The 25,364-nt window shown below is 65.2% G+C and carries 26 protein-coding genes; 14 read left to right on the plus strand and 12 right to left on the minus strand.

Features of this window, described 5'->3' with window-relative positions:
• The first annotated feature begins 4 nt into the window (after positions 1–4).
• Genes F4Y72_11830 through F4Y72_11840 form a run of 3 tightly spaced genes read left to right on the plus strand, consistent with a single transcriptional unit; the run spans position 5 to position 2,066 of the window.
• Complete coding sequence (locus F4Y72_11830) at positions 5–232, plus strand: transcriptional regulator (GenBank protein ID MXZ28975.1); 228 nt, start codon at positions 5–7, stop codon at positions 230–232.
• Complete coding sequence (locus F4Y72_11835) at positions 229–627, plus strand: type II toxin-antitoxin system death-on-curing family toxin (GenBank protein ID MXZ28976.1); 399 nt, start codon at positions 229–231, stop codon at positions 625–627. Before F4Y72_11830 ends, F4Y72_11835 begins: the two co-directional genes overlap by 4 nt.
• The gene (locus tag F4Y72_11840; protein ID MXZ28977.1) at positions 600–2,066 is read left to right on the plus strand and encodes an aminopeptidase P family protein; all 1,467 of its coding nucleotides are present in this window, start codon (positions 600–602) and stop codon (positions 2,064–2,066) included. The genes F4Y72_11835 and F4Y72_11840 overlap by 28 nt, the downstream gene beginning before the upstream one ends.
• 39 nt (positions 2,067–2,105) lie before the next feature.
• Here the strand turns inward: F4Y72_11840 and F4Y72_11845 are convergent, their stop codons facing one another.
• From F4Y72_11845 to F4Y72_11860, 4 genes are read right to left on the minus strand one after another with little or no spacing between them, the layout of a single operon-like run.
• Positions 2,106–3,596, minus strand: coding sequence for an NAD(P)-binding protein (locus tag F4Y72_11845; protein ID MXZ28978.1), 1,491 nt, complete (start codon positions 3,594–3,596; stop codon positions 2,106–2,108).
• Positions 3,593–4,489 carry an alpha/beta hydrolase gene (locus F4Y72_11850; GenBank protein ID MXZ28979.1) on the minus strand — a complete coding sequence of 299 codons (897 nt, stop codon included), beginning with the start codon at positions 4,487–4,489 and terminating at the stop codon, positions 3,593–3,595. Before F4Y72_11850 ends, F4Y72_11845 begins: the two co-directional genes overlap by 4 nt.
• On the minus strand, positions 4,477–5,430 hold the full coding sequence (locus F4Y72_11855) for an MBL fold metallo-hydrolase (protein ID MXZ28980.1): 954 nt from the start codon (positions 5,428–5,430) through the stop codon (positions 4,477–4,479). The genes F4Y72_11850 and F4Y72_11855 overlap by 13 nt, the downstream gene beginning before the upstream one ends.
• On the minus strand, positions 5,375–5,965 hold the full coding sequence (locus F4Y72_11860) for a hypothetical protein (protein ID MXZ28981.1): 591 nt from the start codon (positions 5,963–5,965) through the stop codon (positions 5,375–5,377). Before F4Y72_11860 ends, F4Y72_11855 begins: the two co-directional genes overlap by 56 nt.
• A 79-nt stretch (positions 5,966–6,044) precedes the next feature.
• Between F4Y72_11860 and F4Y72_11865 the strand changes: the two genes are divergently transcribed.
• Entirely contained in the window at positions 6,045–7,280 is a 1,236-nt protein-coding gene (locus F4Y72_11865; GenBank protein ID MXZ28982.1) for an MFS transporter, read from the plus strand.
• Here F4Y72_11865 and F4Y72_11870 read toward each other — a convergent pair.
• From F4Y72_11870 to F4Y72_11895, 6 genes are read right to left on the minus strand one after another with little or no spacing between them, the layout of a single operon-like run.
• Entirely contained in the window at positions 7,277–7,726 is a 450-nt protein-coding gene (locus tag F4Y72_11870) for a c-type cytochrome (GenBank protein MXZ28983.1), read from the minus strand. The two genes, F4Y72_11865 and F4Y72_11870, sit on opposite strands and share 4 nt — an antisense overlap.
• On the minus strand, positions 7,723–9,336 hold the full coding sequence (locus tag F4Y72_11875) for an FAD-dependent oxidoreductase (protein ID MXZ28984.1): 1,614 nt from the start codon (positions 9,334–9,336) through the stop codon (positions 7,723–7,725). The genes F4Y72_11870 and F4Y72_11875 overlap by 4 nt, the downstream gene beginning before the upstream one ends.
• Positions 9,224–11,293, minus strand: a complete 2,070-nt coding sequence (locus F4Y72_11880) for a hypothetical protein (protein MXZ28985.1) — start codon at positions 11,291–11,293, stop codon at positions 9,224–9,226. Before F4Y72_11880 ends, F4Y72_11875 begins: the two co-directional genes overlap by 113 nt.
• Before the next feature lie 37 nt (positions 11,294–11,330).
• Positions 11,331–12,827 carry an MFS transporter gene (locus F4Y72_11885; protein MXZ28986.1) on the minus strand — a complete coding sequence of 499 codons (1,497 nt, stop codon included), beginning with the start codon at positions 12,825–12,827 and terminating at the stop codon, positions 11,331–11,333.
• Positions 12,824–13,696 (minus strand): DUF1838 domain-containing protein, encoded by an 873-nt coding sequence (locus tag F4Y72_11890; protein MXZ28987.1) that lies wholly within the window; start codon positions 13,694–13,696, stop codon positions 12,824–12,826. The genes F4Y72_11885 and F4Y72_11890 overlap by 4 nt, the downstream gene beginning before the upstream one ends.
• Positions 13,697–13,705: 9 nt before the next feature.
• Complete coding sequence (locus tag F4Y72_11895) at positions 13,706–14,626, minus strand: DUF1838 domain-containing protein (GenBank protein MXZ28988.1); 921 nt, start codon at positions 14,624–14,626, stop codon at positions 13,706–13,708.
• Between the two features lie 54 nt (positions 14,627–14,680).
• Here F4Y72_11895 and F4Y72_11900 point away from each other — a divergent pair, with 54 nt between their 5' ends.
• Positions 14,681–16,123, plus strand: a complete 1,443-nt coding sequence (locus F4Y72_11900) for an NAD(P)-binding protein (protein ID MXZ28989.1) — start codon at positions 14,681–14,683, stop codon at positions 16,121–16,123.
• Here F4Y72_11900 and F4Y72_11905 read toward each other — a convergent pair.
• A complete protein-coding gene (locus F4Y72_11905) occupies positions 16,118–17,350 on the minus strand; it encodes a multidrug effflux MFS transporter (GenBank protein MXZ28990.1) in 1,233 nt (410 codons plus the stop codon). The genes F4Y72_11900 and F4Y72_11905 overlap by 6 nt on opposite strands.
• 86 nt (positions 17,351–17,436) lie before the next feature.
• On the opposite strand from F4Y72_11905, the gene F4Y72_11910 reads away from it, so the two are divergent.
• Positions 17,437–18,819 carry an aminopeptidase P family protein gene (locus tag F4Y72_11910; protein MXZ28991.1) on the plus strand — a complete coding sequence of 461 codons (1,383 nt, stop codon included), beginning with the start codon at positions 17,437–17,439 and terminating at the stop codon, positions 18,817–18,819.
• A 3-nt stretch (positions 18,820–18,822) separates the two neighbouring features.
• The gene (locus F4Y72_11915; GenBank protein ID MXZ28992.1) at positions 18,823–19,665 is read left to right on the plus strand and encodes a hypothetical protein; all 843 of its coding nucleotides are present in this window, start codon (positions 18,823–18,825) and stop codon (positions 19,663–19,665) included.
• A 45-nt stretch (positions 19,666–19,710) separates the two neighbouring features.
• On the opposite strand, the gene F4Y72_11920 is transcribed toward F4Y72_11915, so the two are convergent.
• Entirely contained in the window at positions 19,711–20,232 is a 522-nt protein-coding gene (locus F4Y72_11920) for an NUDIX hydrolase (GenBank protein ID MXZ28993.1), read from the minus strand.
• Between the two features lie 93 nt (positions 20,233–20,325).
• Here F4Y72_11920 and F4Y72_11925 point away from each other — a divergent pair, with 93 nt between their 5' ends.
• The 7 genes from F4Y72_11925 to F4Y72_11955 all read left to right on the plus strand — a co-directional run bounded on the left by F4Y72_11925 (position 20,326) and on the right by F4Y72_11955 (position 25,357).
• Entirely contained in the window at positions 20,326–20,691 is a 366-nt protein-coding gene (locus F4Y72_11925) for a DUF1428 domain-containing protein (GenBank protein MXZ28994.1), read from the plus strand.
• An 87-nt stretch (positions 20,692–20,778) separates the two neighbouring features.
• Positions 20,779–21,027 (plus strand): AbrB/MazE/SpoVT family DNA-binding domain-containing protein, encoded by a 249-nt coding sequence (locus F4Y72_11930; protein ID MXZ28995.1) that lies wholly within the window; start codon positions 20,779–20,781, stop codon positions 21,025–21,027.
• Positions 21,027–21,440 carry a type II toxin-antitoxin system VapC family toxin gene (locus tag F4Y72_11935; GenBank protein ID MXZ28996.1) on the plus strand — a complete coding sequence of 138 codons (414 nt, stop codon included), beginning with the start codon at positions 21,027–21,029 and terminating at the stop codon, positions 21,438–21,440. The genes F4Y72_11930 and F4Y72_11935 overlap by 1 nt, the downstream gene beginning before the upstream one ends.
• A gap of 279 nt (positions 21,441–21,719) precedes the next feature.
• Positions 21,720–23,240, plus strand: coding sequence for a DUF222 domain-containing protein (locus F4Y72_11940; GenBank protein MXZ28997.1), 1,521 nt, complete (start codon positions 21,720–21,722; stop codon positions 23,238–23,240).
• A gap of 82 nt (positions 23,241–23,322) precedes the next feature.
• On the plus strand, positions 23,323–23,724 hold the full coding sequence (locus F4Y72_11945; protein ID MXZ28998.1) for a hypothetical protein: 402 nt from the start codon (positions 23,323–23,325) through the stop codon (positions 23,722–23,724).
• Positions 23,717–24,745: a fatty acid desaturase gene (locus F4Y72_11950; GenBank protein MXZ28999.1), complete on the plus strand. Its 1,029-nt coding sequence runs from the start codon at positions 23,717–23,719 to the stop codon at positions 24,743–24,745. The genes F4Y72_11945 and F4Y72_11950 overlap by 8 nt, the downstream gene beginning before the upstream one ends.
• 30 nt (positions 24,746–24,775) lie before the next feature.
• Complete coding sequence (locus tag F4Y72_11955) at positions 24,776–25,357, plus strand: VOC family protein (GenBank protein ID MXZ29000.1); 582 nt, start codon at positions 24,776–24,778, stop codon at positions 25,355–25,357.
• Positions 25,358–25,364: the final 7 nt, after the last annotated feature.

Below are 25,364 nucleotides of genomic sequence, written 5' to 3' on the forward strand. Positions count from 1 at the left end.
AAATATGCCTGCTTTCAAGATCACAACCGTTGGTGCGTCGTCCGGCATAATTCTCACGAAGGAAGCCATGGCGCGCTTGCGCGTAAAGAAAGGCGACCGGCTGTATCTGACGGAAGCCCCGGGCGATGCGTTTCGCCTGACTCCCTACGACCCCGAGTTTGCGCGCCAGATGGAATTGGTCGAGCAGATCATGCATGAAGACCGCGAGGTGCTGCGGGCGCTGGCAAAGTGAGCGGCGCCGACTCCGCGTCGTGGCGCTGGGTAGAGGCCGGCGTTGTGCATGCCATACACGACCGTCAGCTCGCCGAGCACGGGGGAAAGGACGGCGTTCGGGATGCCGGTGCAATCGAATCGGCGCTGGCGCGGCCGATCAACAAGGCGGCATACCAGGATGTCGACGCCGCGGGGTTGGCGGCGGCTTATGCGTACGGCCTGTCAAGGAACCACGGTTTCTCCGACGGCAACAAGCGCACGGCATGGGTCACGGCGCGCGTCTTCCTGGCCGATAACGGCGCAAAAATTTCCTTCGACCGCCTTGATGCGATACAAACCATGGAGGGCGTTGCGGCAGGCGAAATCAGCGAAAAAGAACTTGCCGAATGGTTCCGCTCGCGGCTTGTGTCGTGATTTCCCCAACTAAGAGCAGGGCGTATCATCCAAGCAAGACCCACTCCATGGGAGGGACCATGAAGGTAAACCGACGCGCGGCGCTGGGCGGACTCGCCGCCTCGGCGCTGGCCGCGCCCGCCCTTGCAAGGGCGGCGGACAGGCCGAAGCGCCACATCCCGCCGAAGCCGGAGATCGAGGGCGGGGCGCTCATCAACAAGGACCGCGCCTATGCGGTGATGGAGGAATACGGGCTTGCCGGGCTTATCGCGCTGGACCCGATCAACGTTTATTACATGACCAACGTCAGGACCATCGGCGTGCGCTTCATCACCGAGTATCCCGGCTTCGCGACGATGTCGCCGGACCCGGACATGCCGATCTACCTGGTCTCCGGGTCGTCCGCCGCCTGGGACATCGCCAATCGGGACCGCGAGACCGCCGAGCTCATGCCCTACGGGTACGGCGGATGGAACGCGGCGGCATTCAACACCGATGGAATGCCTGAAGAACCCACGGGCGGGGTGACCCGTCACTATCACTTTCGCGACGACGTCGAGCTCACGCCTCGCGAGCAGCGCTGGAAGGCGGCCTCGGACAGCTTCCGCGACGACATCGCCGCCAGCGCCGCCTGGGGCCTGGCCCGCGCGCTGAAGGCACAGGGCATCACCAAAGGCCGCGTGGCCGTGGACGACATGCGTATCGCCCGGTTCCTGGCGCAGACGGACCTGCCGGACGTGGAATGCGTCGATGGCTACGGCGTGATCCAGCTGATCCGCATGGTCAAGACGCCGCAGGAACTGGCCTATCAGAAGCTCGGAAGCTGGAACAACGGCGAGGCCTGCATGGCCACGATCAATGCGCTGGAACCCGGCATGCGCCATTCCGACGTCGAGCAGATCTTTCTTGCGGAGTGCGCGATCCGGGGCAACCGCGTCAACAACGTCATCGCCGGCATGCCCGGCGGCAACTTCCCCGACGACGGCGTGCTGGTGGCCGGCAAGCCGTACCTGATCGACTGCGTGAGCAACTACAAGGGTTACATGGGCGACATCGCGCGCACCTTCTTCTTCGGAGATCCGCCGAAGGAAGTGGAGATGCGCCGCCGCGCCAACCAGCTCGCCCGCGAAGCGGTGTTCGACGCGATCAGGCCGGGCGTCAAGTATTCCACCTTGCGTCAAATCGGCCTCGACACGATGATCAAGGCCGGCATGCCGGCGCACGCCGTGTTCGTCACGCCGCACTCCGTAGGCCTGCAGCATGACGACAATCCCATGCGCATGCCCAACTTCGGCGTTGACGCCTTCGATCACATGCTGGAAGAAAACATGACGCTCACCGTGGACCTGCCGTACCTCGAAGTCGGCTGGGGCTCAGGCCACAACGAGGACCTCTTCCGGGTAACGAAGAGCGGTTACGAGCCGTACAACACCGAACGGGACCCGTTTCTGGTTCTGTAACCGGTTGGCCGGCCGTTGGCCGGCGCACCGCGCAGCGCTCTACAGCAGGTCCCAGACCTCGAAGGCGACCCGTTCGCCGGACTCCATCGCGCCCTCCATGCCGCGATTGGCGGTGGCGGTGTGTTCGCCGCAGAAATGTATGCGCCCGGCCGGCTCGATCAGAGCGGGCAGGCACTCGATCACCTGCCCGGGCGCCCAGATGGCCCAGTCGCCGCCCGCGAACGGGTCGGTCTGCCAGGACTTGGCGCCCGCCAGTTCGAGCTTGCCCTTTGCTGCAGGCCGCAACTGTTCGTAGGCCGACAGCACCTGGGCCATCCCGCCCTCGTGCCCCAGCGTGTCCAGGCGGTCCGCCAGGTGCCCGCGCGCCCAGGCCATCAGGCAGGTCACGGAATTCGAGTCCTCGCCTTCCCGCAGCGCGCGGATTTCGCCTGCGTCCGTGTCGGTCCACATCGCGGGATTGAGTCCGTCCTCCTCCCAGAACGGGCTCGTCGGCACCATGATGACCTTGGTGATCTTCTGCACCTGCACGGTCTGAATCGCCTTGACCTTGGCCGGCGGCAGCAGCGGGTCGAACTTCACCCAGCGCATTGTGGGAATGGGCAGCGAGCAGATAACGCGGGCCGCCCGGTAGACGCTACCGTCGTGGCAATGCACTTCCACGTCCGACTCGTTGTTGCGAATGCCGATGACCCGCTTGCCGTAGTGCACCTCGCCGTTGAGCGCATTCGCCATCGCGTCGGTGAAGCGCTGGTTGCCGCCGTGGACCTTGTAGGCGACGCGCGCCACGTCGCTTTGCAGCTTGAACCAGGCCTGGACGAAGTACCACATGAGCATGGATACGTCGTGGGCCGATGTTCCGTATTGCACGTTGGTGTTGTAGTTCAGCTCGATGGCCGCGTCGCTCCAGCCAAGCTCCTTGAAGAACTCGTAGGCCGAGCCGTCGTATTGCGCGCTTTCCGGCTCCATCCAGTCGGCGAACGACGCCAGCGGATTGTGTTGGGCGATCACGCTCTGGAAATAACCGCGCCCGGGAAAGCGGTCGCGGGCCCCGGCGGGCATGTCGTTGAGCGGATGCGTCGGCCATTCGTCGCGGGGAATGACCTGCCCGCCGAGCGCCAGTTCCACCCGGGCCGGGTCGCGATGGGCTTCCGGCGACATGTCCCTGCGCGCGTGATGGTCGATCAGCGGAATGTCGAGGCGATTGGCGGTGTCCTGCATCCGGGCATAGGCCCCGAGAATGGAATCGCCGCCCCATTCCGGGTTGCCGGCCACGTTGGGCTCGCTGAGCAAGCGCCCGCCGGGACGCTCGCGCCCTTCCAGGCAGATCGCCCGAACGCCCAGTTCTTCGAGCAGCAGCATGGCGTTGAGCCCGGAAAGGCCCGCGCCGATGACGATCACGTCCGGATGCGACGCGGCGCCGGCGGTGCGGACGACGCCCGCGCTAAGGCTGGCCGCCACGCCCGCCTTCACGAAATCCCGCCGGTTGATTGCTGTGACCATTGCGCCTCCGCCTCCTGACGTCCGGGTCATGTTATATCCGCGAGCACCGCGGTCAGCAGGGCGTTGAAGGTCTCCGGGTCCTCCATCATGAGGAAGTGCCCGACGTCCGACATTTCGAGAAACAGGAATTGTTCCGCATTCGCTTCAAGATGCGCGATATCGGTCGGCAGGAAGTCCGAGTTGATCAGCACAAACGGCACGTCAAGCGACGCGACCGCCGGCGTGGCGTCGTAGTTGCCGCTGGCCTGCCGTGCGCCGACCGCCGCCGCGACGGGCGCCGCCGCCATGTCCGCTTTCACCCATTCCTTGATGGCCGGGTCGCTCTGCTCGACGAAAGTGCGATCCACGAAAGTCGAGATGAAGCCCGCCTGGTCTTGGGCGAGCTGTTCGAACACTTCTTCCTGCCGTTCCCGGGGCGTTTCGCGGCCGCCGCCGTGAAAGGTGTCCACGCCCACGACGCCGATCACGCGGTCGCCGAGCTGCCCGGCGGCTTCCACGATGACCTTGCCGCCCATGGAGTGGCCGACCAGCACGATATTGTTGAGGTCGAGCGCCGTCACGACTGCGGAAACGTCCTCGCCGAAGGCCTGCATGGTCCATTCAGCGCGGTCCAGACCCGAGTCGCCGTGACCGGCCAGGTCGATGTTCACGACGCGATGCGATTGGGCGAAGTGCTCGATCTGCCCGGACCAGTAGCTGCGGTCGCAGCTCCAGCCGTGCACGAACACCAGCACGGGATCGCCTGCACCCAGGTCGTCGTAATGGATGCGCACGCCATCCGACGAGAGCACGGTTTGCGCGCTTGTGTCGCCGTTCGCTTCGACCGCCGGCGCCTGCGTCTCGACGGGCGCGCCGCCCGGCGCGCAAGCCGCGAGCAGCCAGACGGCAAGCAGCAGTACGGCGCGCTGGTTCATGACCACCATGCCATGCGGAATCCGGAGGCGGTGCTGCGGACCCTGCCCGCCGTGGGCGTCGGGAAATGCGCCGGCAGCAGCCAGGCGCCGTCTTCGGCCACGGTGGCCAGCGTCTTCACACGGGTTTCCGCGGACATTGCCGGGTCCCAGCAGAAGCAGCTCGACCACTCCGGCCGCTCGACCTGGACCGGATGATGGATCACGTCGCCCGTCAGGTAGGCGCGCTCGCCGCGGTCTTCGAGCCGGACGATCACGTTGCCCGGCGTATGGCCCGGCGCCCCGATCAGGTCGATCCCGTCGGCGACTTCGTGGTCCGTCCCCACGACCACCGCCTGCCCGGCATCGAAGACCGGCGCGACGCTGTCGGCCCACGATCCGTGGTTGACTTCGTCGGCGGGGCTGTTCCTGAGGACCTCCTGCCAATGCTCCACTTCCGTTTTCGCGAACAGGTAGCGCGCATTGGGAAAAGTGGGCACCCATTGGCCGTTCTCGAGCCGCGTGTTCCAGCCGACATGATCGACGTGCAGGTGCGTGCACATCACGACATCGATGTCTTCCGGCGCTACGTCCGCGGCGGCCAGGTCCTGCAGAAAGGGGCCGCGGCGCTGGTGAAAGTTGGCGTGGCGCGGCCGCGGCTTGTCGTTTCCGATGCAACAGTCAATCAGGATCGTCAGGCCCGGCGTGCGCAGCACGATGCTGTGATAGGAAAGGATGAGGAAATCGCGGCCCCGGTCGTAGAGGCGCGGGTCGTTCGCCGCGTCAGTGGCCCGCAACTCCTTGCGGGTTGCGCTCGGGAAAAGTGCTTGCGCCCCGTGCAGCGCTCCCTGCATCTCGACGATGCGCTGCGCCCGGAACGGGCCGGGAAGCGGGAATACGTTTTCCGACAAGCGGCGCTCAGCCCAGGCGATACGGAATCTGCTGAGGCCCGTAGTACTGCTCCACCGAGCCATCCTTCTGGTAGAAGATGTTCTGCACGAAGGTGCCGCTCTTCTGGCTGCGCACGATCACGGCGGTCGTCCGCGCCTGGTCGTCGTTGTATTCCGCGTGAATCTCCCAGGGGCCGATGCAGTCCACATGGCCCTTGCCCACCCGGACGGTCTCGGTGGCTTCGACCTCGGCGCGGCTGGGCAGATCGCCCGGCTTGCCGCCGTCGGTCCGGCGGAAACGCAGCACCGACTCGGCGCCGTCGAGCACGCCGTACAGCGTCCAGGAAAGACCGTGATCGTGCACCGTGGTCTTCGCCGCGGGTTTCTTGATCAGCCCGTTGATAACGAAACCGTAGTCCGGGTCCTCATAGAACAGCAGATTGGCGTGCTTGCCCTCCAGCCCCAGCTTCGCCGGACTCGTCGGCCAGCCCTCGGCGTGAGCCTTCAGCTCGGGGTCCGCCAGCAATTCCTTCAGCAGGTCGGCGGCCTTGCTCCAGCGCACCGCCTCGTCCGGCTCGTTCTCGTGCAGGTCCCGTAGCCCCGCGATAAAACCCGCCACGGAGGGCAATAGATGTCGTTGTTCGGGGATGGGCATAGCGGCGGATCAATCTACCACAAGGGTCTAACATTAGCGCGCTGTGACTGACTCGGCCCGGACGCCCGGCATGCTGTCGCCCCTGAGCAATCCGGGGTTCTCGATGCTCTGGGGGGCGAACACACTGTCGCTGACGGCATTCTGGATGACGGAGGTGGCCTGCGCCTGGCAGATGCGCGTGATGACCGACGCCGACCCCTTGCTGGTCGCGTCCGTCTATACCGTCCTTCAGCTTCCGATCATGTTCCTGGTCATTCCCGCCGGGGTGATCGCCGACCTCTCGGACCGCCGCCGCGGGATGATGTGGACCCATGCCTGGCTTGCCTTAAGTCTGGGCGTCCTGTTCTGGCTGACCTGGACCGGCCGGATTACGCCGTTGTCCCTGCTGGTCTGTCTGCCGCTGATTTCCGTAGGGCTGTCGATGCGCATGCCCGCGATCGCCGCGCTGATACCCGACATGGTGCAAACGGAACAGATTCCGGCGGCCGTGAGTCTCAACAACGTGGCCCAGAACGGATCCCGCCTGGTGGGCCCGGCGCTCGCGGGAGCGATCATTGCCGGTCTGGGCGTGGCCGCTGTCCTGGCGCTGAACACGGCCATCATGGCCCTGATCGTTCTGCTGTTCCTGTTCATGCGCTATAGCCCGGAGCAGGGCGATAGCGCGGCGAAACCGCAGGGATTCCTTGCCGCGATCAAGGAGGGCGTGCTGTTTGCCGCGCTGACGCCCTGGAAGCGCAACGTGCTCATCCGGCTGTCCACCTTCTTCGCCTGCGCGGCGGCCATTCCCGCCCTGATGGCCGTGCGCTTCGACAACAGCGAGACCTACGGGATCATGTACGGCTGCTTCGGCGCGGGCTCGCTGCTGGGCGTGCTGGTTATCGCCAGGCTGGGCTACCGGCGGCTCAACAACAGGCTCAATGGCGCCCTCCTGGTGAGCGCGGCCTGCATCATGCTGTACGGCCTGGTTGACCGGCCGCTGCTGGCCGGGCCGCTTCTGGCCTGCATAGGGGCTGGCTGGCTGTTCTGCCTGAACAGCATCATGGTCGCCGCCCAGATGCAGCTCGAGCCGGCCATTCGCGGGCGCGGCCTGTCGTTCATCTACACGCTGGGAACCGCCAGCCTGGCCGGCGGGGGGCTGATCTGGGGCGCCGTGGCCCGCGGCACCAGTCCCGCCGTCGCGCTGCTGGCAGCCGGGGCCAGCCTGCTGCTGGCGCTCGCCGCCACCTACCGGCTGAACATCGCCGCTCCGGAAGGCGTGCCGGCTGCTACGTCAGGCTAGAGCGTTTTCAGGTAGGCGATGATCGCGTCGCGGTTTTGTTTTTGCGGGAGGCCCACGAAGCCCATGGAGGTGCCTGGGACCAGGTCGGCGGGACGCAGCAGCCAGATGTCCATTTTTTCTTCGTCCCAGACAAAATCCTGCTGCTTCAGTGCGTCGGAATACAGCGTATCCTCGAGGATGGCCACCTGCCGATCCATGATGCCGGCCAGGTTCGGCCCGATCTTGCTGCCCTGGACCTCCTCGGTCGCGTGGCAGGCCTGGCAGAACACATAGAGCCGCTTGCCGCGCGCGACCAGCCGGGGGTCCGGAGGTTCGGCCGTCGTGGCTGCACTCGCGGGCTGGGCTTCATCGCCGGCCAGGGCCACCGGCAGGGCTGCCAACCCGCAGAGCATGGCCGCGCACAGGAGGCCTGCGCCGAGAGCAACGGTGTGATTTCTTGTTTTCATGCGCGCTGCAGGATTTCAACCGCGGCCCGCTCGCCGCTCTCCAGCGCCGATTCCATCCCGAATTCCATCCGCCTCGTGTGTTCGCCGGCGAAGTGCAGCCTTTGGTGCGGCACGATCATTTCCCGGGCGAAGCGGGCGATCTGGCCTGGCGCGAACATGTGTCGGCAGCCCTGGATCAGGGGGTGCTTGCGCCAGCCGTAAAGCGCCATGAAGCGGAACTTTCCCGCGGCGGCCGGCCGGACGCGGGCGATTTCGGATTCGATCAGGGCCAGGGCCTGGTCGTCGGGCAACTGGTCGATCCGCGCCGAGGTCATTCCGGTGAAGGTCAGGATGAACCGGTGCCGGTCCTCTCCGGGCCGTTTCTCCATGACCCACATTGTTTGCACGGTGCCGTCGGTCCAGAACGAAGGCTCCAGGCCGTCCTCTTCCCAGTAGGGCTCCTCGACGAGGCCGTACGCGCGGGTCGTGCCGCGGTAGCCCAGCGTGAGGACCGCTTCGGCCTGGCGTCCGGAGAACCCCGGCGACACCGAAATATTGCGCAGCGTCGAGAATGGCACCGCGGAGACCACGTAATCGGCCCGGTAGCGGCTCCCGTCCAGGCAGCGGACCTCGGCGCCCGATCCGGACATGTCGATGGCTGCGGCGATCTTGCCCAGCCGGACCCGGTCGCCGAGCGTTGCGGCCATGGCTTCGGGCAGCCTTGAAGTGCCTCCGGCGATGTTGCGGATGGCCGGAATCTCCTCGTCCTCCTCGTTGGTCCCCCCGAGGCCGAACGCGGTTTCCGTGTTCTCCGACTGCGACCGGCCGAAGTTCGCGTCGAACACGGTACGGGTGCGCTCCTGCATGATGGCGAGACTGGAAGTCGTGCGCAGGTCCAGGTAATAGCCGGCGAGCCGCAGGGCCTCAGGCGAGGCGCCGCTTTTTTGAAGCAGTTCGAGCATCGAGACGTCGTAGGAGAAGAACTCGGGCGAAAGCCAGTCGTCCAGTTCCTTCAATGGGTTCAGCCGGCCGAGCAGCGTCATGCCCACCAGCGACGGCGGTATCTCGCGCTCGCCGTCCGCCAGCCTGTTGGCCGGCGAGTCGGCCCAGTCTTCGGACCGCACCCAGGTCCCGTCCACGCAGTTGGACATCGGCATGATGAAACGGTGCTGGGGAATGAGTTCCAGGTTCAGGCGCGAGCAAAGGTCGAGCGCACGGGCATACGAACGGCCGATCTGGCTGGCGCCGTATTCGGGGCGCGTTTCCACGCCGTCGGCGGTGTAGGCCCGCCCGCCGACGCGCTGCGAGCCTTCGAGCACGATCACGTCGAGGCCGAATTCGGACAGCAGCAGCGCGCAATTCAGACCGCTCAGCCCGCCGCCGATCACGACCACCGAGGTCTTTTCCGCCGCAAGCCCCTTTACCGGCCGCAGCAGCGGGTAGGAGAGCGACAGCGCCGAAAGTGAGAGCGCTCCCTTGAGGACCTGCCTGCGCTTCACGACTCGGCTCCTGTGGCGGTCAGACCTGGATCGATTCGCCTTCCAGCCGCTCCTGGTCCGCCAGCCGCCTGGCTGCCTTCGGCTTGAGGGCCGGCCCGTAGACGCGGCTCGACGTGACCGGCGCGTCCGGATCCACGCCGCTGGGCCTCACGAACACGCCCCGCGCGTAGAAGCTCTCGAGGCGCTCCTTCAGCGGACCGAAACCGACATAGGGGTTCTCCAGCGGATCGGGTCCCCAAAGGTTGTTCGGCAGTCCGACTTCGCCGGCGTAGATGTGGGCATAGACCTCGGGGTCGTCCCAAAGCGGCAGGTTCGTCAGGGCGTTGGCGCGGGCCCTTTGCAGGGCCTTCAGGTCCACGGTCGCGGTGAGGATGCAGCCTCCCGGCCCGTCGGCCACGCCCTGGATCGTGCCGTCGAAGTTGACGGCCTTCGTGTGCCCGCGCATCTGGCTGGTCGGGAACTCGCCGTTGCCGTGATGGAAAAACTCCGAACCGGGCATGGGAGAGAGCACGTAGGCGGTGTTCTCGAACGCGCGCGTCATTCGCGCGGCGTCCCAGCCGGACCGCTGGCTGCCGTGCCCCTCGGAAGTGGGATGAAGGATCACTTCGGCCCCGTACTTCGTGAGCATGCGCGCAATTTCCGGATGGGCCTGGTCAAAGCACACCATGGTCGCCAGCCTCCCGATGGGCGTGTCGGCCACCGGGAACAGGAAGTCGTAACCGAAGATGTCCAGGTAGCGGTCGTAGACGCTGCTCGGCGTGGTGTCCGGCAGCGAGCCCCAGACGTCGGCGCACTGGATCTTGCGGTAGCGATGAATCAGATTGCCGGTGTCGTCGATGATGAAGGCGGAATTGAAAACGTGCCCGGGCAGCCTGTCGTCGATCTCGAACGTGGACCCGGCCATGTAGATCTTGTGCTTGAGCGCGAAATCCTGCAGCAGCTCCATTTCCGGGCCCGGATAGCGGATGGCCAGGCGCTGCAGCGTGATCGGCGAGCGGTAGCCATGCCCGCCCTGGCCGTGCATGAAGAACTCGGGAAACACGGCCAGCTTGATGCTGGGATTCGACGCCAGCCGCTCGGCCAGCCGCAGCGCCCGCTGCGTGTTGTCGCGGCGCAGATCGTCCGCGTCGTGTTCCCGCTTGATGATCTTGCCGACGGTCTGCGTGAGGATCACGTCGTATTGCTCGATACGGTCGGCCCGCGAGGGGGCGGGGTTCTGCGACTGCCGGCGCTCGCACTCGGCGATCCAGGCGTCGCGGCCGCGCGGCGGGCTCGGCAGCGCTTCGGGGCGCCGCTCGATCAGCCGCCCGTAGCCGTCGGCGTAGAGGTTGGCCCTTAAATGCAGCGGCTGCACGGCGAAGATGTCGTTGCGCCGGCGCCTCAGCCGCTCGATATCGAGGTCCGGCAGCAGCAGGTCCGCCTCGCCGGCGGCGTGCGTCGTCGCGCCGGCGAAATCGATCAGGCTGGAGCAGGCGGGCCCGTTCGGCGTCCCGCCCACGGCCCCGGCCACGGCCACGTACGAGGTGTTTTCCCAGGCGCGGGCCCGGCGGGCGTTGCGGCGCGATTCGAACAGGTGATCGCCCACTTCGGCCACGGGGTTGAGGATGACCTCGGCGCCGGCCCAGGTGAGCGCACGCGCATAGTGCGCGAACAGCACGTCTTCGCCCGGCAGTATCCCCACCTGGCCGATGCTGGTGCTGGCGCACTTGAACTTGGCGGGCTGCCCCGTCGCGGCGGTCGCATCCTCGCCGAACCCGGTCACGAGGTCCGGAGAAATCTTGGGCGCCGTGAGCAGCGGCTCGCCCTCGGCCGAGAGCAGGAAGCCGACGGTCGCGACGCCGTCCTCGCCCGCCACGCCGGCGGCGCCGGCCAGCATCACTTTCTCGGAGGCGGCGATGTCGCCCAACGCGGCCAGCAGCGTGGCCTGTTCGGGCGCATCGTCCGCCGGAACGGCCTGCGGCAGCAGCAGCAAGGGCTCGGCCTTCGGGTCGAGCTGGCGTCGGCGCACCAGTTTCATCGCACTTTCCACGTATGCGGCGAGCGCCTCCGTGTCCGTAGCGTTCCAGGCCCTTTGAGAAATGATCAGCATGTTTGCACTCCCGATTGATTCATGCCGGCTTGCCGGTTCATGCCGGACTTGTGCCTTCGGCTTTCAGCATAGCCTGCAGCCGCCGGTTGATTTCCCGCTGCTTTTCCAGCGATACGTCGAACTTCGATGCTACCCACAGCACCAGGAAGCACCCCAGAACGCAGAATCCGGCGGAGAAAAACGCCAGCGATTCCACTTTTTCCCAGGGGACCGAGCCCACCGGCGCGCCCGCCGGAAAGTTGATGATATCGATGTAGATACCGGTCAACAGCACCATGAACGCGCCGGCGGTCTTGATGGCGAAACTCCCGAACCCGCTGATCAGCGCCTGCTGGCGCTTGCCGGTGTTGACTTCGTGCTCATCGGCCACATCGGAGGCCAGCGATGCGATGGCCACCAGGTATATGCCCAGCAAAAAGCCCGCCGCCATGAACATGCCGATCAGCGCAAAGGCCAGTTCCCGGGACGCCGGCGGCGGCAGCAGTCCGAATACCGGCAACAGCACCGCCAGCGCCGTCAGGCCGGTATATCCGCACATGCCCACCGCAATGCAACGCTTGCGGTCCAGCGCCTTGACCGTGAACGGCAGGACGATCGCCCCGATTACGGCTCCGATGGCCTGGGCCGAGGCCAGCCACCCGGTCAGATCGGGCGGCGTTTGCCACAGATACGTGATCAGGTGCACCCGCAGCACCGAGATGGAACTGATGGCGAAGAACACCACGATGGCCAGCAATAGCGAACGGCGGACGTTCGGCGTCACGGTCATGGCCGAGATGACGGCCTTGAGGGCCTCGACCGGCCCGATGCGCGGCTTCGGCCTCGGCGGCTCCAGCCGTTCGATCCCGACGACGGGTTTGAGCGTTCCGGCGATGTTGATCAGCATGGCAAGGACCGCGACCGTGGCGAAGGCGGCGGCAAAAGGCGGGTAGTTGGCCGGGTCCAGTTGTCCCCGCGAATAAGAAGCGCTTTCAAAAAAGAAGTAGTTGAAGGCCACCAGCGGCAGGACGATGCGTGCGCCCTGCATCCCGACGGTGCCGAAAGCCTTGATTTTCGGGCGCACGCCTACATCGCGGCTGAGCTCGGCGCCGACGGCCTTGTAGGGCACGTGGAACAAGGTAATGAAGAGCCGGTTGAGCACGGCGAAGAGCAACAGCCAGGCAAACAGGCCGAACTGACCGAGCCCGTCCGGCGGCACGAACAGGGCATAGAAGCAAAACCCGAAAGGCACGACGGCAAACATCATCAGGGTGTGCCGGCGCCCGTACTTCCAGCCCTGGGCGCGGTCGGACAGAAAGCCCACGTAAGGATCGGATACGGCATCGATGATGAGCGCAATCAGAATTGCGATGCCCGTCAGGGAGCCCGACAGGCCATGCACCTGGGCATAGAGAAACAGGACGAAGGCGTTCCAGGACCAGTTCTTGATGCTGTCGGGAATGTTGCCGATCCCGAAGGCCGCCATCGTGTGCAGCGGCGTCTTCAGCTCGAGCTGGTTGGCTCCGGAAGGGCCGGGATGGCCGGGCGTGCTCACGCCTTGCCGTCCTCGCCGATCCACTCCTTCATTTCAGGACGGTAGTGATGCAATTGCTCCAGGTATTCCGGCGGCAGGCTCTCGACGTCGCGCGCCTTGTGTCCGGACGCGTGCCAGACGGCAATGCCCGCATCCGCCGGCATTTGCATCCAGCTTTGAAACGGCGCGACGAAGGTGGAATTGAACCGGGTCTCCAGGCGCGGGGCGGCGAAATCGGCCGCCGCCGCCCGGCTCAGAAAGCCCGTCGCAAACTCCTTCATCGGGATCGGCCGTCCCTCGGGACGGTCCTTGTAGCCGTTGTGCATCGCGTAGTCGCCCTGGGCGGTCCAGAGCAGGTGAATGACGGCCTCGAACCCCGAGTTCTCGTCTCTTTCGACGACGCCGCGCTCGTCGTGAAAGACAACCCGCTGGGCGCCGGAGATATTGGGCTGGATGGTGAGTTCCTCGCCGGTAATCGGATTGCGCCAGAGTTTGCCGCTCAGGACTTCGTTGGTGATCGGGTCCTTGAACAGCGTGAAGATCCGGTACTGGAACTGGTATTCGCCGCCGCCGAGATCGACGATGCGCTTCATCTCGCAGCCTTCCAGGCGGAACAACAGCTCGGGATGGCGGTCTTCGTAGATTGCCAGGTAGGCGCCCCGCCACCACTGCGGCGAGATCCGGCCCGACAGGTCACCCATGGAGCGCAGGAAATTATGGAAGGTCTTCTGCGGATCCAGCATCCACGGGTCCTTCAGGTCCGGCGAATCCTCGAGTTCCGCCCCAAAACCCGTCTCCGGCAGGAACCCCGCGATTCCGGGCAGCAGTCCCAGCCCGGCCGCGCCCAGCAGACCGCGCCTATTCATCGAAGTAGTGTCAAATTCAGTCATACATCCCCTCTAATCCGGCAGGCGCCCCATCGCCTTGAGCCGGCGCGCGAACCGCGAAGGTTCGCTGTCGAATTCGGGCGACTGTTCGAATCGGTCGCCCAGGTCGGCGTGCGCGGCTGCAAGGTAGTCCCCGTCCAGATCCTCAAGGGACGTGATCTTATAGCCTTGCACGTGCCACAGCAGGTGACCGGGACGGTCCGCCATCTCCATCCACGGGAAAAACGGCATCAGGACGTGGCCGGCGAAGTTGGCCGGTGCGCTGCTTCGGTCCGGGTCGGCGAGGTCGGCGCCGCGGGCGAACATGCTGAGCTTCGATCCGGCCGGCGGGCGAATGAACTCATCCGGCCACCGGTTCTCGCCCTGGAAAGAAACGGTGTCGCCGACCTGCCGAATCACGACATCGAAATCCGAGTCTGCGTAGAAATCCGGGTAGGCCCTGCGCATGACGCGATAGACCACGCCGCGCGGAGAAATCTCCCGTCCCTCGGTCATGCGGCTGATGTTGGGCCTGACCGCATTGCGCGCGCCCGTGAACGGGTTGTCGAACTCGCGCATCACCTTGTCGCTTTCGAAATCGCAGTAGTAGCTGACCAGGCTGTCGAAGCTCAGGAATTCGGTGTCCGAAAGCGGCCGGATCCACTGCTGCTCGCAGCCTTTCACCCGCACCGCCGGCACAAGCTGATCGGGCGGCAGGAAGGCATAGACCTCGGCGCGCGTGGCCCAGATGACCCGCCCGGCGTCCAGCCGCGCGCTCGCCTTGACGAAGTTGCGCACACGCGATCCCGGGTCGTCGAGATCAAGCGCGGCCTGCGCGCTGAGTGACGTGGCGTCCGCTGCCGGGCTTGCGGCGCCCCAGCCGGCGGCGAGCACGGCGCTGCCGCCCAGCATGCCAAGCAGCTGCCTTCGGTGCATCGACCAATCCGCGTTCATAGGGCGCTCAAGTTTACGGGACACCTCTCGGCGCCGGGCGTACACTCTGACTTCATGACGCGACGCATCAGCCGGCGGCAAGCGCTCAAGGGCCTGGGCGTGGCCGCGGTCGCGCCCGCGATCGGCTGGCCCAACGCCGTGCGAGCCACGACGCGGTCGGACGTTGTCGTGATCGGGGCAGGGCTCTCGGGCCTCTACGCCGCCTCGCTGCTGGCCGAAGAGGGCGCCACCGTCACGGTGCTCGAGGCGCAGGATCGACTGGGCGGGCGCCTGGAGAGCTTCTACGACTTGCCGGGAGCGCCCGAGGCGGGCGGCGACAGCATTCTGGGCGGGTATGCGCGCGTGCAGTCCGTCGCGCAGCGGCTGGGCCTTCGCCTGATCGACCATTCGTCGAAAAGCGGCCTGTCGAAACCGGAAATCGCGCTGAACGGCGAGATCATTCCGCGTGCGTCTTGGCCGGAGCACCCGCTGAACCACCTGCCCGCCGGTTCGAAGAGCGAGTTTCCCGGCCGGCGATTCTTCGAGAAGGTCGTCACGGCCAAAAATCCCCTCACCGGCCACGACGAGTGGCTGCTGCCGGAGAGCGCCGCGCTGGACGATTCGGTCTACGAATTCCTGAAATCCGTGGGCTGGAGCGACGCCACGATCGCGCAGAACTACGAGACCAACATCGGCCGCGGCACCTCCGCCCACGACTGCTCGATACTGACCTGGTACTTCCGCGTGGCCTGGAACGAAGTGCAGCGGCAGCTGGGTTCGCTGTTCGCAAAGGTCGAAGGCGGCAACCAGCGGCTTCCCGAGGCCATGGCGGCCGCGTTGCCGGGCGACGTGCTGCTGGAACGGCGCGTCGCCGGGATTGCGCAGGACCGCGCCGGCGTCGAAGTTCTCACCGACGACGGTGGGCGGCACCTGGCGCGGCAGGCGATCTGCACGCTGCCGGTCGCGCCGCTTCGCTGGGTGGGTTTCGACCCGGTCCTTCCGCCGGTGCTCTCCCGCGCTATGAAAACGCTGCCCTCGATGATGATCACCAAGACCATCCTGCACGCCGAGCAGCCCTTCTGGGAAGACGACGGCCTGGATCCCGCCATGTGGACCGACACGCCGCTGGGCGAGGTGCGCGCGCTGCGCCAGTCGGCCGACAGTCCCGAGATCACCGGGCTGATCGCCCGGGCGCGTGGGTTCATCGCCCAACGGCTGGACCGGCTCGGCGAATCCGCCGCGCGCGCCCTCGTGGTGAGCGAATACGAGCGCCTCCGGCCCGCGGCGCGGGGCAAGCTCAAGGCGGTGGGCTACAAGAGCTGGACCATGGACCCGTACGCCGGGGGCGCCTGGACCGAATGGCGACCCGGCCAGCTCCACGCCTACCTGCCGGCCTTCTCCGAGGCGCACGGCCGCATTCATTTCTGCGGCGAACACACCGCCATGTCCAACCGCGGCATGGAAGCCGCCATGGAATCCGCCGAACGCGCCGCGATCGGCGCACTGCTGGAACTATAGAACCCGGTCCGGTTGCGGGCTGCGGCCGCTCTCGGCCCAAAGCATCGTCGCGAATGCCGCCGCTCCGCACACCGCGTACGCCGCCGTCAGCGAATTGAGCGTCCCGTCGAAGCTGTAGCCCACCAAGGCGCCGAACGGCATCGATACCAGCGTGGGCAACGAGGTGACGACGGTGGCTCCAATGCCCGCGATGTGGCCCAGCGGCCTCATCGCGAGCGCGCTGAGATTGCCGAACAGCAGACCCGCCCAGACGAAAATGCACAACTGGTAGGTCATGAACAGCCAGAACGGTGGCACGCCGTCCAGCGCGACGGTGAGCGCCCACGCCGCCGCGGCTGCAATCGTGAAGGCGATGATGGCCGTCCTGGACAGTCGGCGCATCCCGTACTTCAGCACCAGGCGCCCGTTCACGAACGACATGCAGGCGATGACGAGCGCCAGCGAGCCGAAGTAGAAGGGAAACAGCGCGCCGGTGTCATAGACGTCCTGGTAGATCTGCTGAGCGGCGCTGATATAGGCGAGAAACGGCGTGAACAGGAGGCCGGTGGCCAGGGTGTAGCCCAGCGCGGACCGGATCTTCAAGACCTCCACTGCGCCACTGCCGACGGCGGTCAGAGACATCGGCCGCCGGCGCGCTGCGGGCAGGGTTTCCGGCTGCCGGATTGCGAACCACACGAAGGCAACCACGGCAATGCCGAAGAACGACGCAAATATGGCTCGCCAGCCCGCCAGCCACTGGATCCCCTGTCCCAGCGCCGGGGCAATCGTGGGCACGAGGATGAACAGCGACGTGGCAAAAGACATCAGCCGGGCCATCTGCCGGCCTTCGTACTGGTCGCGCACCAGCGCCATGGTCACGACCCGCGGCCCCGCCACCCCGATGCCCTGCAGGACCCGACCCACCATCATCACCTCGAAGGTGCGCGCGAAAACGCTCATCAGGGATCCGGCCATGAACAGGATCAGGCCGACATGTATGGCCGGCTTGCGCCCGGCGCGGTCCGACAGCGGTCCGAAGAAGAACTGACCGACGGCGAGGCCCAGGAAAACCGCCGCGATGACGAACTGCACGTCATTGCGGTTCACTACCCCGAGGTCCTCGCCGATGGCCGGCAGCGCCGGCAACATCCCGTCGATCGCCAGCGCCCCGAGCGAAATCAACAGCGCGATAAGCGGAACGAATTCGCCCGTGCGAAGGGCCGGCGTGTCGGAGGCGGGCGAACCCATGAGAAACTTGCACCTTTGCAACGCAAAGTCCGGCACCATAGCATTTTCCGCTGGATGAAGGACCGACGCAGCAAGAGGAGAACGCCATGCCCGATGAGTCCACGTTGAACCGCCGCCACGTTCTGGGAGGGCTGGCCGCCACCGGCGCGGCAGGCTTCGTTTCCTCCGCGAGCACTGCCGCCGAGCCGGCGCGCTTGCGCATGGGCGTGTCCGTGCCGCCACCGATCCTGGGGCCGCGCATGAACTTCGAGCAGGCCGACAAGGTCATGGCCGAACTGGAACTGGATGCCATCGTCCTGGGGGGCGCCAAGAACCTTTATCACGCCACGGGGCTCGACCTGACCTCGCCCAAAATGGGCCATACGCCCGCGGTCTACGCGCTCATTACCCGCAACCGGGACCAGCGCCTTTCGCTTATCGCGCCAACCTTTCTCTACTACTACACGATCGCGATGGACCACCGGCACTCGGATTTCCCGGCTTACCTCTACGCGGGGCCCGGCGCCGAAGAAGCGGAGGACGCGGAACTGGGCCTGGAGGATCTACCGCTTTATCCCGATCTTGAGCACGAGCCACTCGATTTCATCGAGAACACGCGCCTGAGCATCGTCGAGCGCGCCGTGCGTTCCGAAGCCGCTCGGCCCAATCTCAAGTTTGCGCTGGCCAATGCCTTGAAAGACACCGGCGTGGCCGGCGGGCGCATTGCCGCCGACGTGCAGCCCGTTATCCGCAACGTCACGGAAGCTGCAGAAAAAGCCACCGTCGTGAGCGCCGACGACGCGCTCAGGCGCATCCGGCCGGTCAAGTCCGACATCGAAATCCAGCTTATGCGCTACGCTGCCCAGGCCAACGCGGAAGCCGCATTGCAGGCGGCCTCCACCGTGCGCGCCGGCGCCGACGTGCGCGAACTGCGCGCCACGTTCTTCGCGGCCGCCGCGGCGCGTGGCATGCGCGGGGTGTTCATGGTCATCGACCGGATCAGTTCGCCCACCTACTCGGCCACGCTGCGCGACGGCCAGTGCTTCTCCATCGACTGCGTGAGCGAATACATGGGCTACCACGGCGACTTCGCCCGCGCCATCTACATCGGCGAGCCGTTGAAGCGCATGCGGAAGGTCTCCGAACTCACCGCCAGGTCCTGGGACCACGTGCGCGAGAACCTCAAGCCCGGCGTGAAGTTCTCGGAAGTGCGGAGCATGGGCCAGGAGGCGCTGCGCAAGATGGGCGCTGACTTCTCCATATCCTTCAGCCCGCACTCCGTGGGCCTCTACCACACCGACCACGCAGGCACCATGGGCTCGCCGCCGCGAGAGGATATCGTGCTCGAACCGCGCATGGTCCTGAGCGTGGACTGCCCGATGGGCGCCACCGGCATGGGCGGCTCGTCGCACCTCGAGGACCTGATGCTGATCACCGAAGACGGCGCCGAACCCATCAACACCATCGGCACGAACGTAGTGCAGGTCTAGCTTATGAACAAACTGATCCGATATGGCGCCATTGCAATCGGCGCCGCGATGATGTCCTCGTGCGGCACCCCACCCGAGGAGTCCGGTGAGGTTGTCGACGACACCGGCGCGTCCGGTGTGCCGGAAGCGGTTGCCGTCTATACGCCGGTTCCTTCAGAACGCTCCCTGGTCGAGTCCCTGGTCGCCGGCGAGGCTGCGCTTGGAGCGGCGGCGCCCGACGAAACGCTCGCCGTTGCCGCCGCCGCCGCAATCCAGGCTACGGCTCCGGACGGGAGTGACGGCGCGGAAGGCGCCGGTGACATGGAAGCCGCGATGGCGGCGCTATCCGAAGCGGCGCCGGAAGAATTGGCAGCTCTCCTTTCGATAGCCGAGAGCCTGCGGGCCATTGCTCCGAGCGAAATCGAGGCGACCGCGGCGGCCGAACGGAGTCTCGCCACCCGGGCGCCGGACGAATTCATCGCCTACACGCGTGACCATATCGCGCTTTCCGCCGCAGCGCCTGAGGAGGCCGCGGAAGCCAATATGGCCGAAGTGGCGCTCGCCGCGGCAGCGCCGGAAGCATACTCGGCTTACACCGCTGCCTACGCGGCCGCGGCGGCCTCGGACGACGAGACGCTGGCAGCCGCACTCGAAATCGCAACACTTGAATTGGCAATTGCCGCCCCGCTCATGCTCGCCGCCCAGTCCGATGCAAATGCAAGCCTCTCAAGCGCAGCGCCGGAACAGTACGCCGCCCGCGACGCCGCAGAAATCGCAATGGCAGCCTCCGCCCCGGAAGAATACGCCGCCCTCCACGCCGCCCTGGCCCGACTCGCCGCCGCCTCCTCGCAAGCGCCAACAGACTGACTTAACTATCGCGCCAGACAGGCGGGCAACCGGATCGGTGCGGGTCTAGTCAGCCTCGGCGGAGGGCTTGGCAGGCAAGAGAAGGCGATCAAACTCGTCGCCCTGGGGTATCGCCAACAGAAGTTCGGCAAAGCTGGGCGCCGCTGTCGTCTCAAGGAGTTTCAACGCCGCTGTAATCGAGTTTCTTGTGGCCTCTGACATGTTTATGTCCTCGAATGGAACCCGAGATATGTCCAGCCACTGGTAATCCGCGTGCTCCTTGTGATTCAGGCAAACGTCATCGCTTGCCGATTCCACCAGGAAATTGAATTGCCGCGCCCGCTTTCCCGACGCTGAAACGTAGTCGAAATGATCTACATATCCTTTAACCACAACGCCGTCAGACAGCGCCGTTTCCTCTTCCAATTCACGCAGCAACGCTTGTTCAAGGCTCTCACCCGCCTCCACGCCTCCGCTGGGCAATTCGACCAATCCACCCATGAATTCTCCCTCTGCTCGCGTTAAGAGCAGAACTCTTTTCGAGCAAACCACGATGGCCCCGACCACCAGCTTCTCAATGTCGTCCATGTGACCTCAGCATCAAAATTTCGGGAATTACGAACACTTTATGACAATGGTTCGGGTTTAGCATGACGTTAATAGCGCCATAGGAGGATCGGGATGGGTTATATCGATGGGTTCGTGATGGCGGTTCCGACCGCCAACAGGCAGGAGTTCCTCGATCACGCGCGCGGCATCGACGGCCTCTTTCTCGAGCTCGGCGCCACCCGCGTGGTCGAATGCTGGGGCGACGACGTGCCCGACGGCAAGCACACCGACTTCCGCAAGGCGGTCCAGGCGAAGGACGACGAAACGGTTGCCTTTTCCTGGGTCGAGTGGCCCGACAAGGCGACGCGCGACAAGGCGATGGAGCGGATGGAAGAGCTTGCGAAAACCGACCCCCGGTTCGACATGGAGAAGAACCCCGTCCCGTTCGACGGCAAGCGCATGATCTTCGGCGGATTCGAGTCGATCTACGAGATATGACCATTTGCGGGTGGTTTTGGACTTGCGTTCGCCGCCGCCTGGTGATATATACCACTGATATATATCACTGGCTGAAGGAACTTCCCGATGTCCGACACCGCCAAAATTTTCTGGTCCGGGCGCTCGCAGGCCGTGCGGCTGCCCAAGGAATTTCGCATGAACGGCGATGCAGTGCGGATCCGCAGGCAGGGCTCCGCGGTAATACTCGAGCCCCTGGTGTCCGATTGGGAGTGGCTGAATGAAATCGCCGGCAAGTTCTCAAGCGACTTCTTCGCTGCGGGACGCGATCAACCCGAACTTCCCGAGCAGCCGGAACTCGAGGATGCTTTCGAGTGATGCGCTATCTGCTTGACACCAACGCCTGCATCGCACTCCTCAACAACTCTTCACCACCGCTTCTCGCAAGGCTGCGCAGCCATAAGCCGGAGGAAGTCGGTCTGCCGGCGCCGGTCGCGTACGAGCTCTTCTACGGCGCCTGGAAGAGCAGGCATGCGAATCGAAACCTGGAGTTGTTGGATCGAATCGGTTTCGAAATTGTTTCCTTTGACGCATCCGACGCCCGGATGGCCGGCGCCGTCCGAAGTGAACTTGAAGCGGTGGGGCGCCCGATCGGCCCGTATGACCTGCTGATTGCCGGACAGGCCCGCGCCCGCAACTTGGTCCTGGTAACGGCCAACAGCCGGGAATTCCAGCGCGTGAAGGGACTCGAATGCGAAGACTGGTCCATTGCGCCCCAGCGTATGGCCTGAAGGCTACGCGCAACTGATTCACTCCACGTCCCTGGCGACGCGCAGCCCGACGACCATCTCCGGGCAGTCATTGCAATCCCTGAATGTGAAACCCGGTTCCGTAAGGCCCGTCTGCCCGGCACCGGATTCCGGCGTGATTGCAATAGCGATCAAATCATACACTTGGCGCTGCCTTTTGGGTGGCTCTGAATGACCCCTTAGAGTCCCATAAAGGCTTGATTCCGTTCGTTATTCATGCTATAGTTCAGGCTCATCAACGGACTGACACGGAGCCTCGAAATGGACCTTCAACACACTCCCTCCCACGCCCCTGTTCGCGATGCCGAGCCTCTTCCGGCAGACGCTGTTTACCCTTCTCCGAACGCCGATGTGCGGAGGGCCGAGTGGCAGCGCAAGGAAAAGGCGCTTGGCGCACTGGAGACGCAGATCATGGAGCTGTGGGGAAACATCAACGCGGCCACGGCGCACTTTCTGACCCTCGTTGCGGAGTTCGACCGCAGGGAGGGCTGGGCTCCGCACGGCATGGCGAGTTGCGCCCAGTGGTTGAGCTGGCAATGCGGCATCGGCCGGGTGGCGGCTACAGAAAAGGTGCGCACGGCAAGGGCCCTGGAGTCGCTGCCGAAGATCTCGGCCGCCTTTGGCGAGGGCCGCCTTTCGTATTCGAAAGTGCGCGCGCTCACGCGGGTGGCGACGGCGGAGACGGAAGACACCTTGCTGCACATTGCCCTGAACGGCACGGCGGCGCATGTGGAACGCACGGTGCGCGGTTTTCGGCGGGTCAAGCGTGATCTCGAGCGCGACGAGGCCGAAGCCCTTCACGATCAGCGCCACCTGTTGTGCTGGCGCGAGGCCGACGGCAGCGTGACGCTGCAGGCCCGCCTGACGCCGGAGGTGGGCGAGTTGCTGTTCAAGGCGCTGGACGCGGCACAGGCGCAACTGGAAGAGCGGAGTGAGGAGGCGGTGAAAACCGAGCCTCCGATTGCGGTCGATGGAGATGTTTCCGCGGAAACACCCTCTGCAAGTGTCGGTCAGCGGCGTGCGGATGCCTTCGAACACATGGTCCAGGGGTTTCTGGCCGGGGGCGGTTCACGTTCCACCGCCGGCGCCCATGAAGTTGTAGTGCATATCGCGCACGACGCCTTGTGTGATGTGCCCGAGAGCGGTGGTGCGGAATTTGACAACGGTCGTCCCGTGGCGGTAGAGACGGCAAGGCGGCTGGGCTGCGACGGCGCCCTGGTGGGCGTGGTGGAGGGTGCCAAGGGCGAGCCGCTGGCGGTCGGGCGCAGGACACGGGCGGTGCCGCCGGCGATCCGGCGCGCATTGCGCGTTCGCGACGGCGGCTGCCGCTTTCCGGGCTGCGACCGTTCCCGTTATGTACACGCCCATCACATCAAGCATTGGGCCGATGGCGGTGAGACCTCCCTGGACAATCTCGTGACCTTGTGTTCTTTCCATCACCGGCAGGTGCACGAGGGGGGTTATGGCGTTCATGTGGACGAGGGCGAGATCCGGTTCACGCGCCCGGATGGTGGGGTGATCCCGCCGGCGGGGAAGGCGCATGGGGGGTGTTTCCGCGGAAACACCTGCGCGGAGTCCGAAAACTCCTGCACAGGGTCCGGAAACACTTGTGGGAAGCCCGGAAACGTCTGCGCAGCTGGCGGCGCGGAGCAGCTGGAGGCTTTCAATCGAGCCCGCGGACATACCATCGACGCCCGAACCGCTCGTTGCCGATGGCGGGGCGAGCGCATGGATTACGACATCGCGATCGACGGGCTGTGCCGGGAGGCGGGCCATACCTGACGGGCACGGTCCCGGGTGGAGTAGACCCATTTCTTTGAACTGAGTCGCCGTTTAGTCGCTGTTTCTAGTATTCTTGACAGCCATGAAGAAGTATCTGCCCGTGTTCGCTGCCCTGGTACTGGCCGGTTGCGCGTACTCGGAATACCGGACCTCGTATCTTGAGGAATATGCCGGGTATGACTGTAACGAGTTGCGAACGGAGCGTCTGGCTGTTGAGGCCGAGCTCGGTCCAAAGTGGGTGAAAGGGCTTGCGGCCGGGAATACACCGAGTACGGCGCTGTTTTTCTCCAGTGCGGGTTCGGGTCCTGGGTTTGGAATGGAAGTGCTCAAGACGCGCCAGCCTAAAGACGACTACGATCCCACCCGGCCGGAGCCTCACAAGGAGCGATTGCAGAACCACGCCAAGTGGCAGGCACTTGCGCAATTGGAACAGATCAAGGGCTGCCGCCGTGAAGTGAGCGGTCCGCCGGCGCTCCATGAATGATTCGTCCGCCCGGGCGGGGCAGGAACTCTCGCATTTGGCCGGCAGGCTGTCCAAGTATTGCCGCGCAAAACTGGGCCGCGCTCTATGGGAGCTCTCCGTGTCCGGATTCCTGTTCCTGAGCTGCTGGCTGGGGGCGCTGGTCGGCGTCGCTTACCTGCACTGGCTGTTTGCGCTTCTCTCCATACCTTCGGGCGTTTTCCTGGTGCGCCTGTTCATGATCCAGCACGATTGCGGCCATGGCTCCTTCTTCCGAAAACGCAAGTGGAACAACCGGGTAGGGCGCGTCATCGGGGTACTCTGCTGGACGCCGTATGCGTACTGGCGCCGGCTGCACGACGGCCATCACGCCACGTCGGGGAACCTGGACATGCGCGGCACGGGCGATATCGCCACGCTCACGGTCGCCGAATACCGGAGCCTGACCCCGTGGCGGCAGTTTCTGTATCGCGTCTACCGGCACCCGGCCGTGCTGTTCGGGCTTGGACCCACCTATGTGTTCGTCCTCAAACACCGCATGCCGCTTGAGCTGATCCGCGACCTCAAGGACGGCTGGATCAGCGTAATGAGCACCAATGCCGCCATTGCCGGCATCGCCGTCGCGGGATCGCTGATCGTGGGCCCGCTCACCTTTGTCGTCGTCCACATCGCGACGGTGTTGTTCGCCGGCACGATCGGAGTGTGGCTGTTCTACGTGCAACACCAGTTCCAGGAAACGGAATGGGACGGCCAGGAAGAGTGGGATTTCCGCCGGCAGGCCCTGGAGGGCAGTTCGTTCTACGACCTGCCGGCCCCCCTGCGCTGGCTCACCGCCAATATCGGCATCCACCACGTTCATCATCTGAGAAGCCGCATCCCGAGCTATCGTCTCTACGAGTGCCTCAAGGACATCCCGGAACTGCGCAAGGTCAACCGCCTGACGATGTGGGAGAGCTTCAAATGCGTGCCGCTGGCGCTATGGGACGACCGGCAGAGAAAGCTGGTCTCGTTCCGCAGCCTGCGGGCGATGGCGGCGACGCAGTAGCAGAAAGAAGCCCGGGCGGCGCCGCCGATCATGCGAAGCGCAGTTTTCGGCATATTGGTTTTGTTGGTGGCGGCGTGCTCGCCCGGCGCCGGGGAAAATCAGGAAGCCGACGGCGCGGCCACTGCCGATGGCGACGGGCCCGCCGGCGAGGCCCTGTATGACGGCGTTCTTTTCAGGCGCGGCAACATCGTGGTTTCGGACCTGGACAGGGCGTACACGATCTGGATCGATCTGTTCGGGATGGAGATCGATACCGAAAACGTCCCCGACTCCGATTCATTGTCGTACGACCTGTTCAATGTCCCCAACACGGCGCCCACGCGTTTCGCGACGCTGAACGCCGGGCTCGGGCAGTCGCGCACGCTGGGGATCTATGAAGTGCCCGGCCTGTTGCCGGACGAACAGGATCGCATCCGCCGGGGCGCCGTGGTGATCAACGCCAATGGCCGGCTGGACGCGATCCGGGACGCCTTGCCCGGCCTGGGCCTGAGCATGCTGCGCGAAAAGAGGCTCGTGACCGTCGATCAGCAGGTTGGAATCGAGACCGGGTTCCATGACTGGGACGGCAATCTCATCGTCCTGTACGAGCTGGAGGGCGCGCAGAGCCCCTGAACGCTGA

Source organism: Gammaproteobacteria bacterium (assembly GCA_009838035.1).
Classification (GTDB): Bacteria; Pseudomonadota; Gammaproteobacteria; order Steroidobacterales; family Foliamicaceae; genus Foliamicus.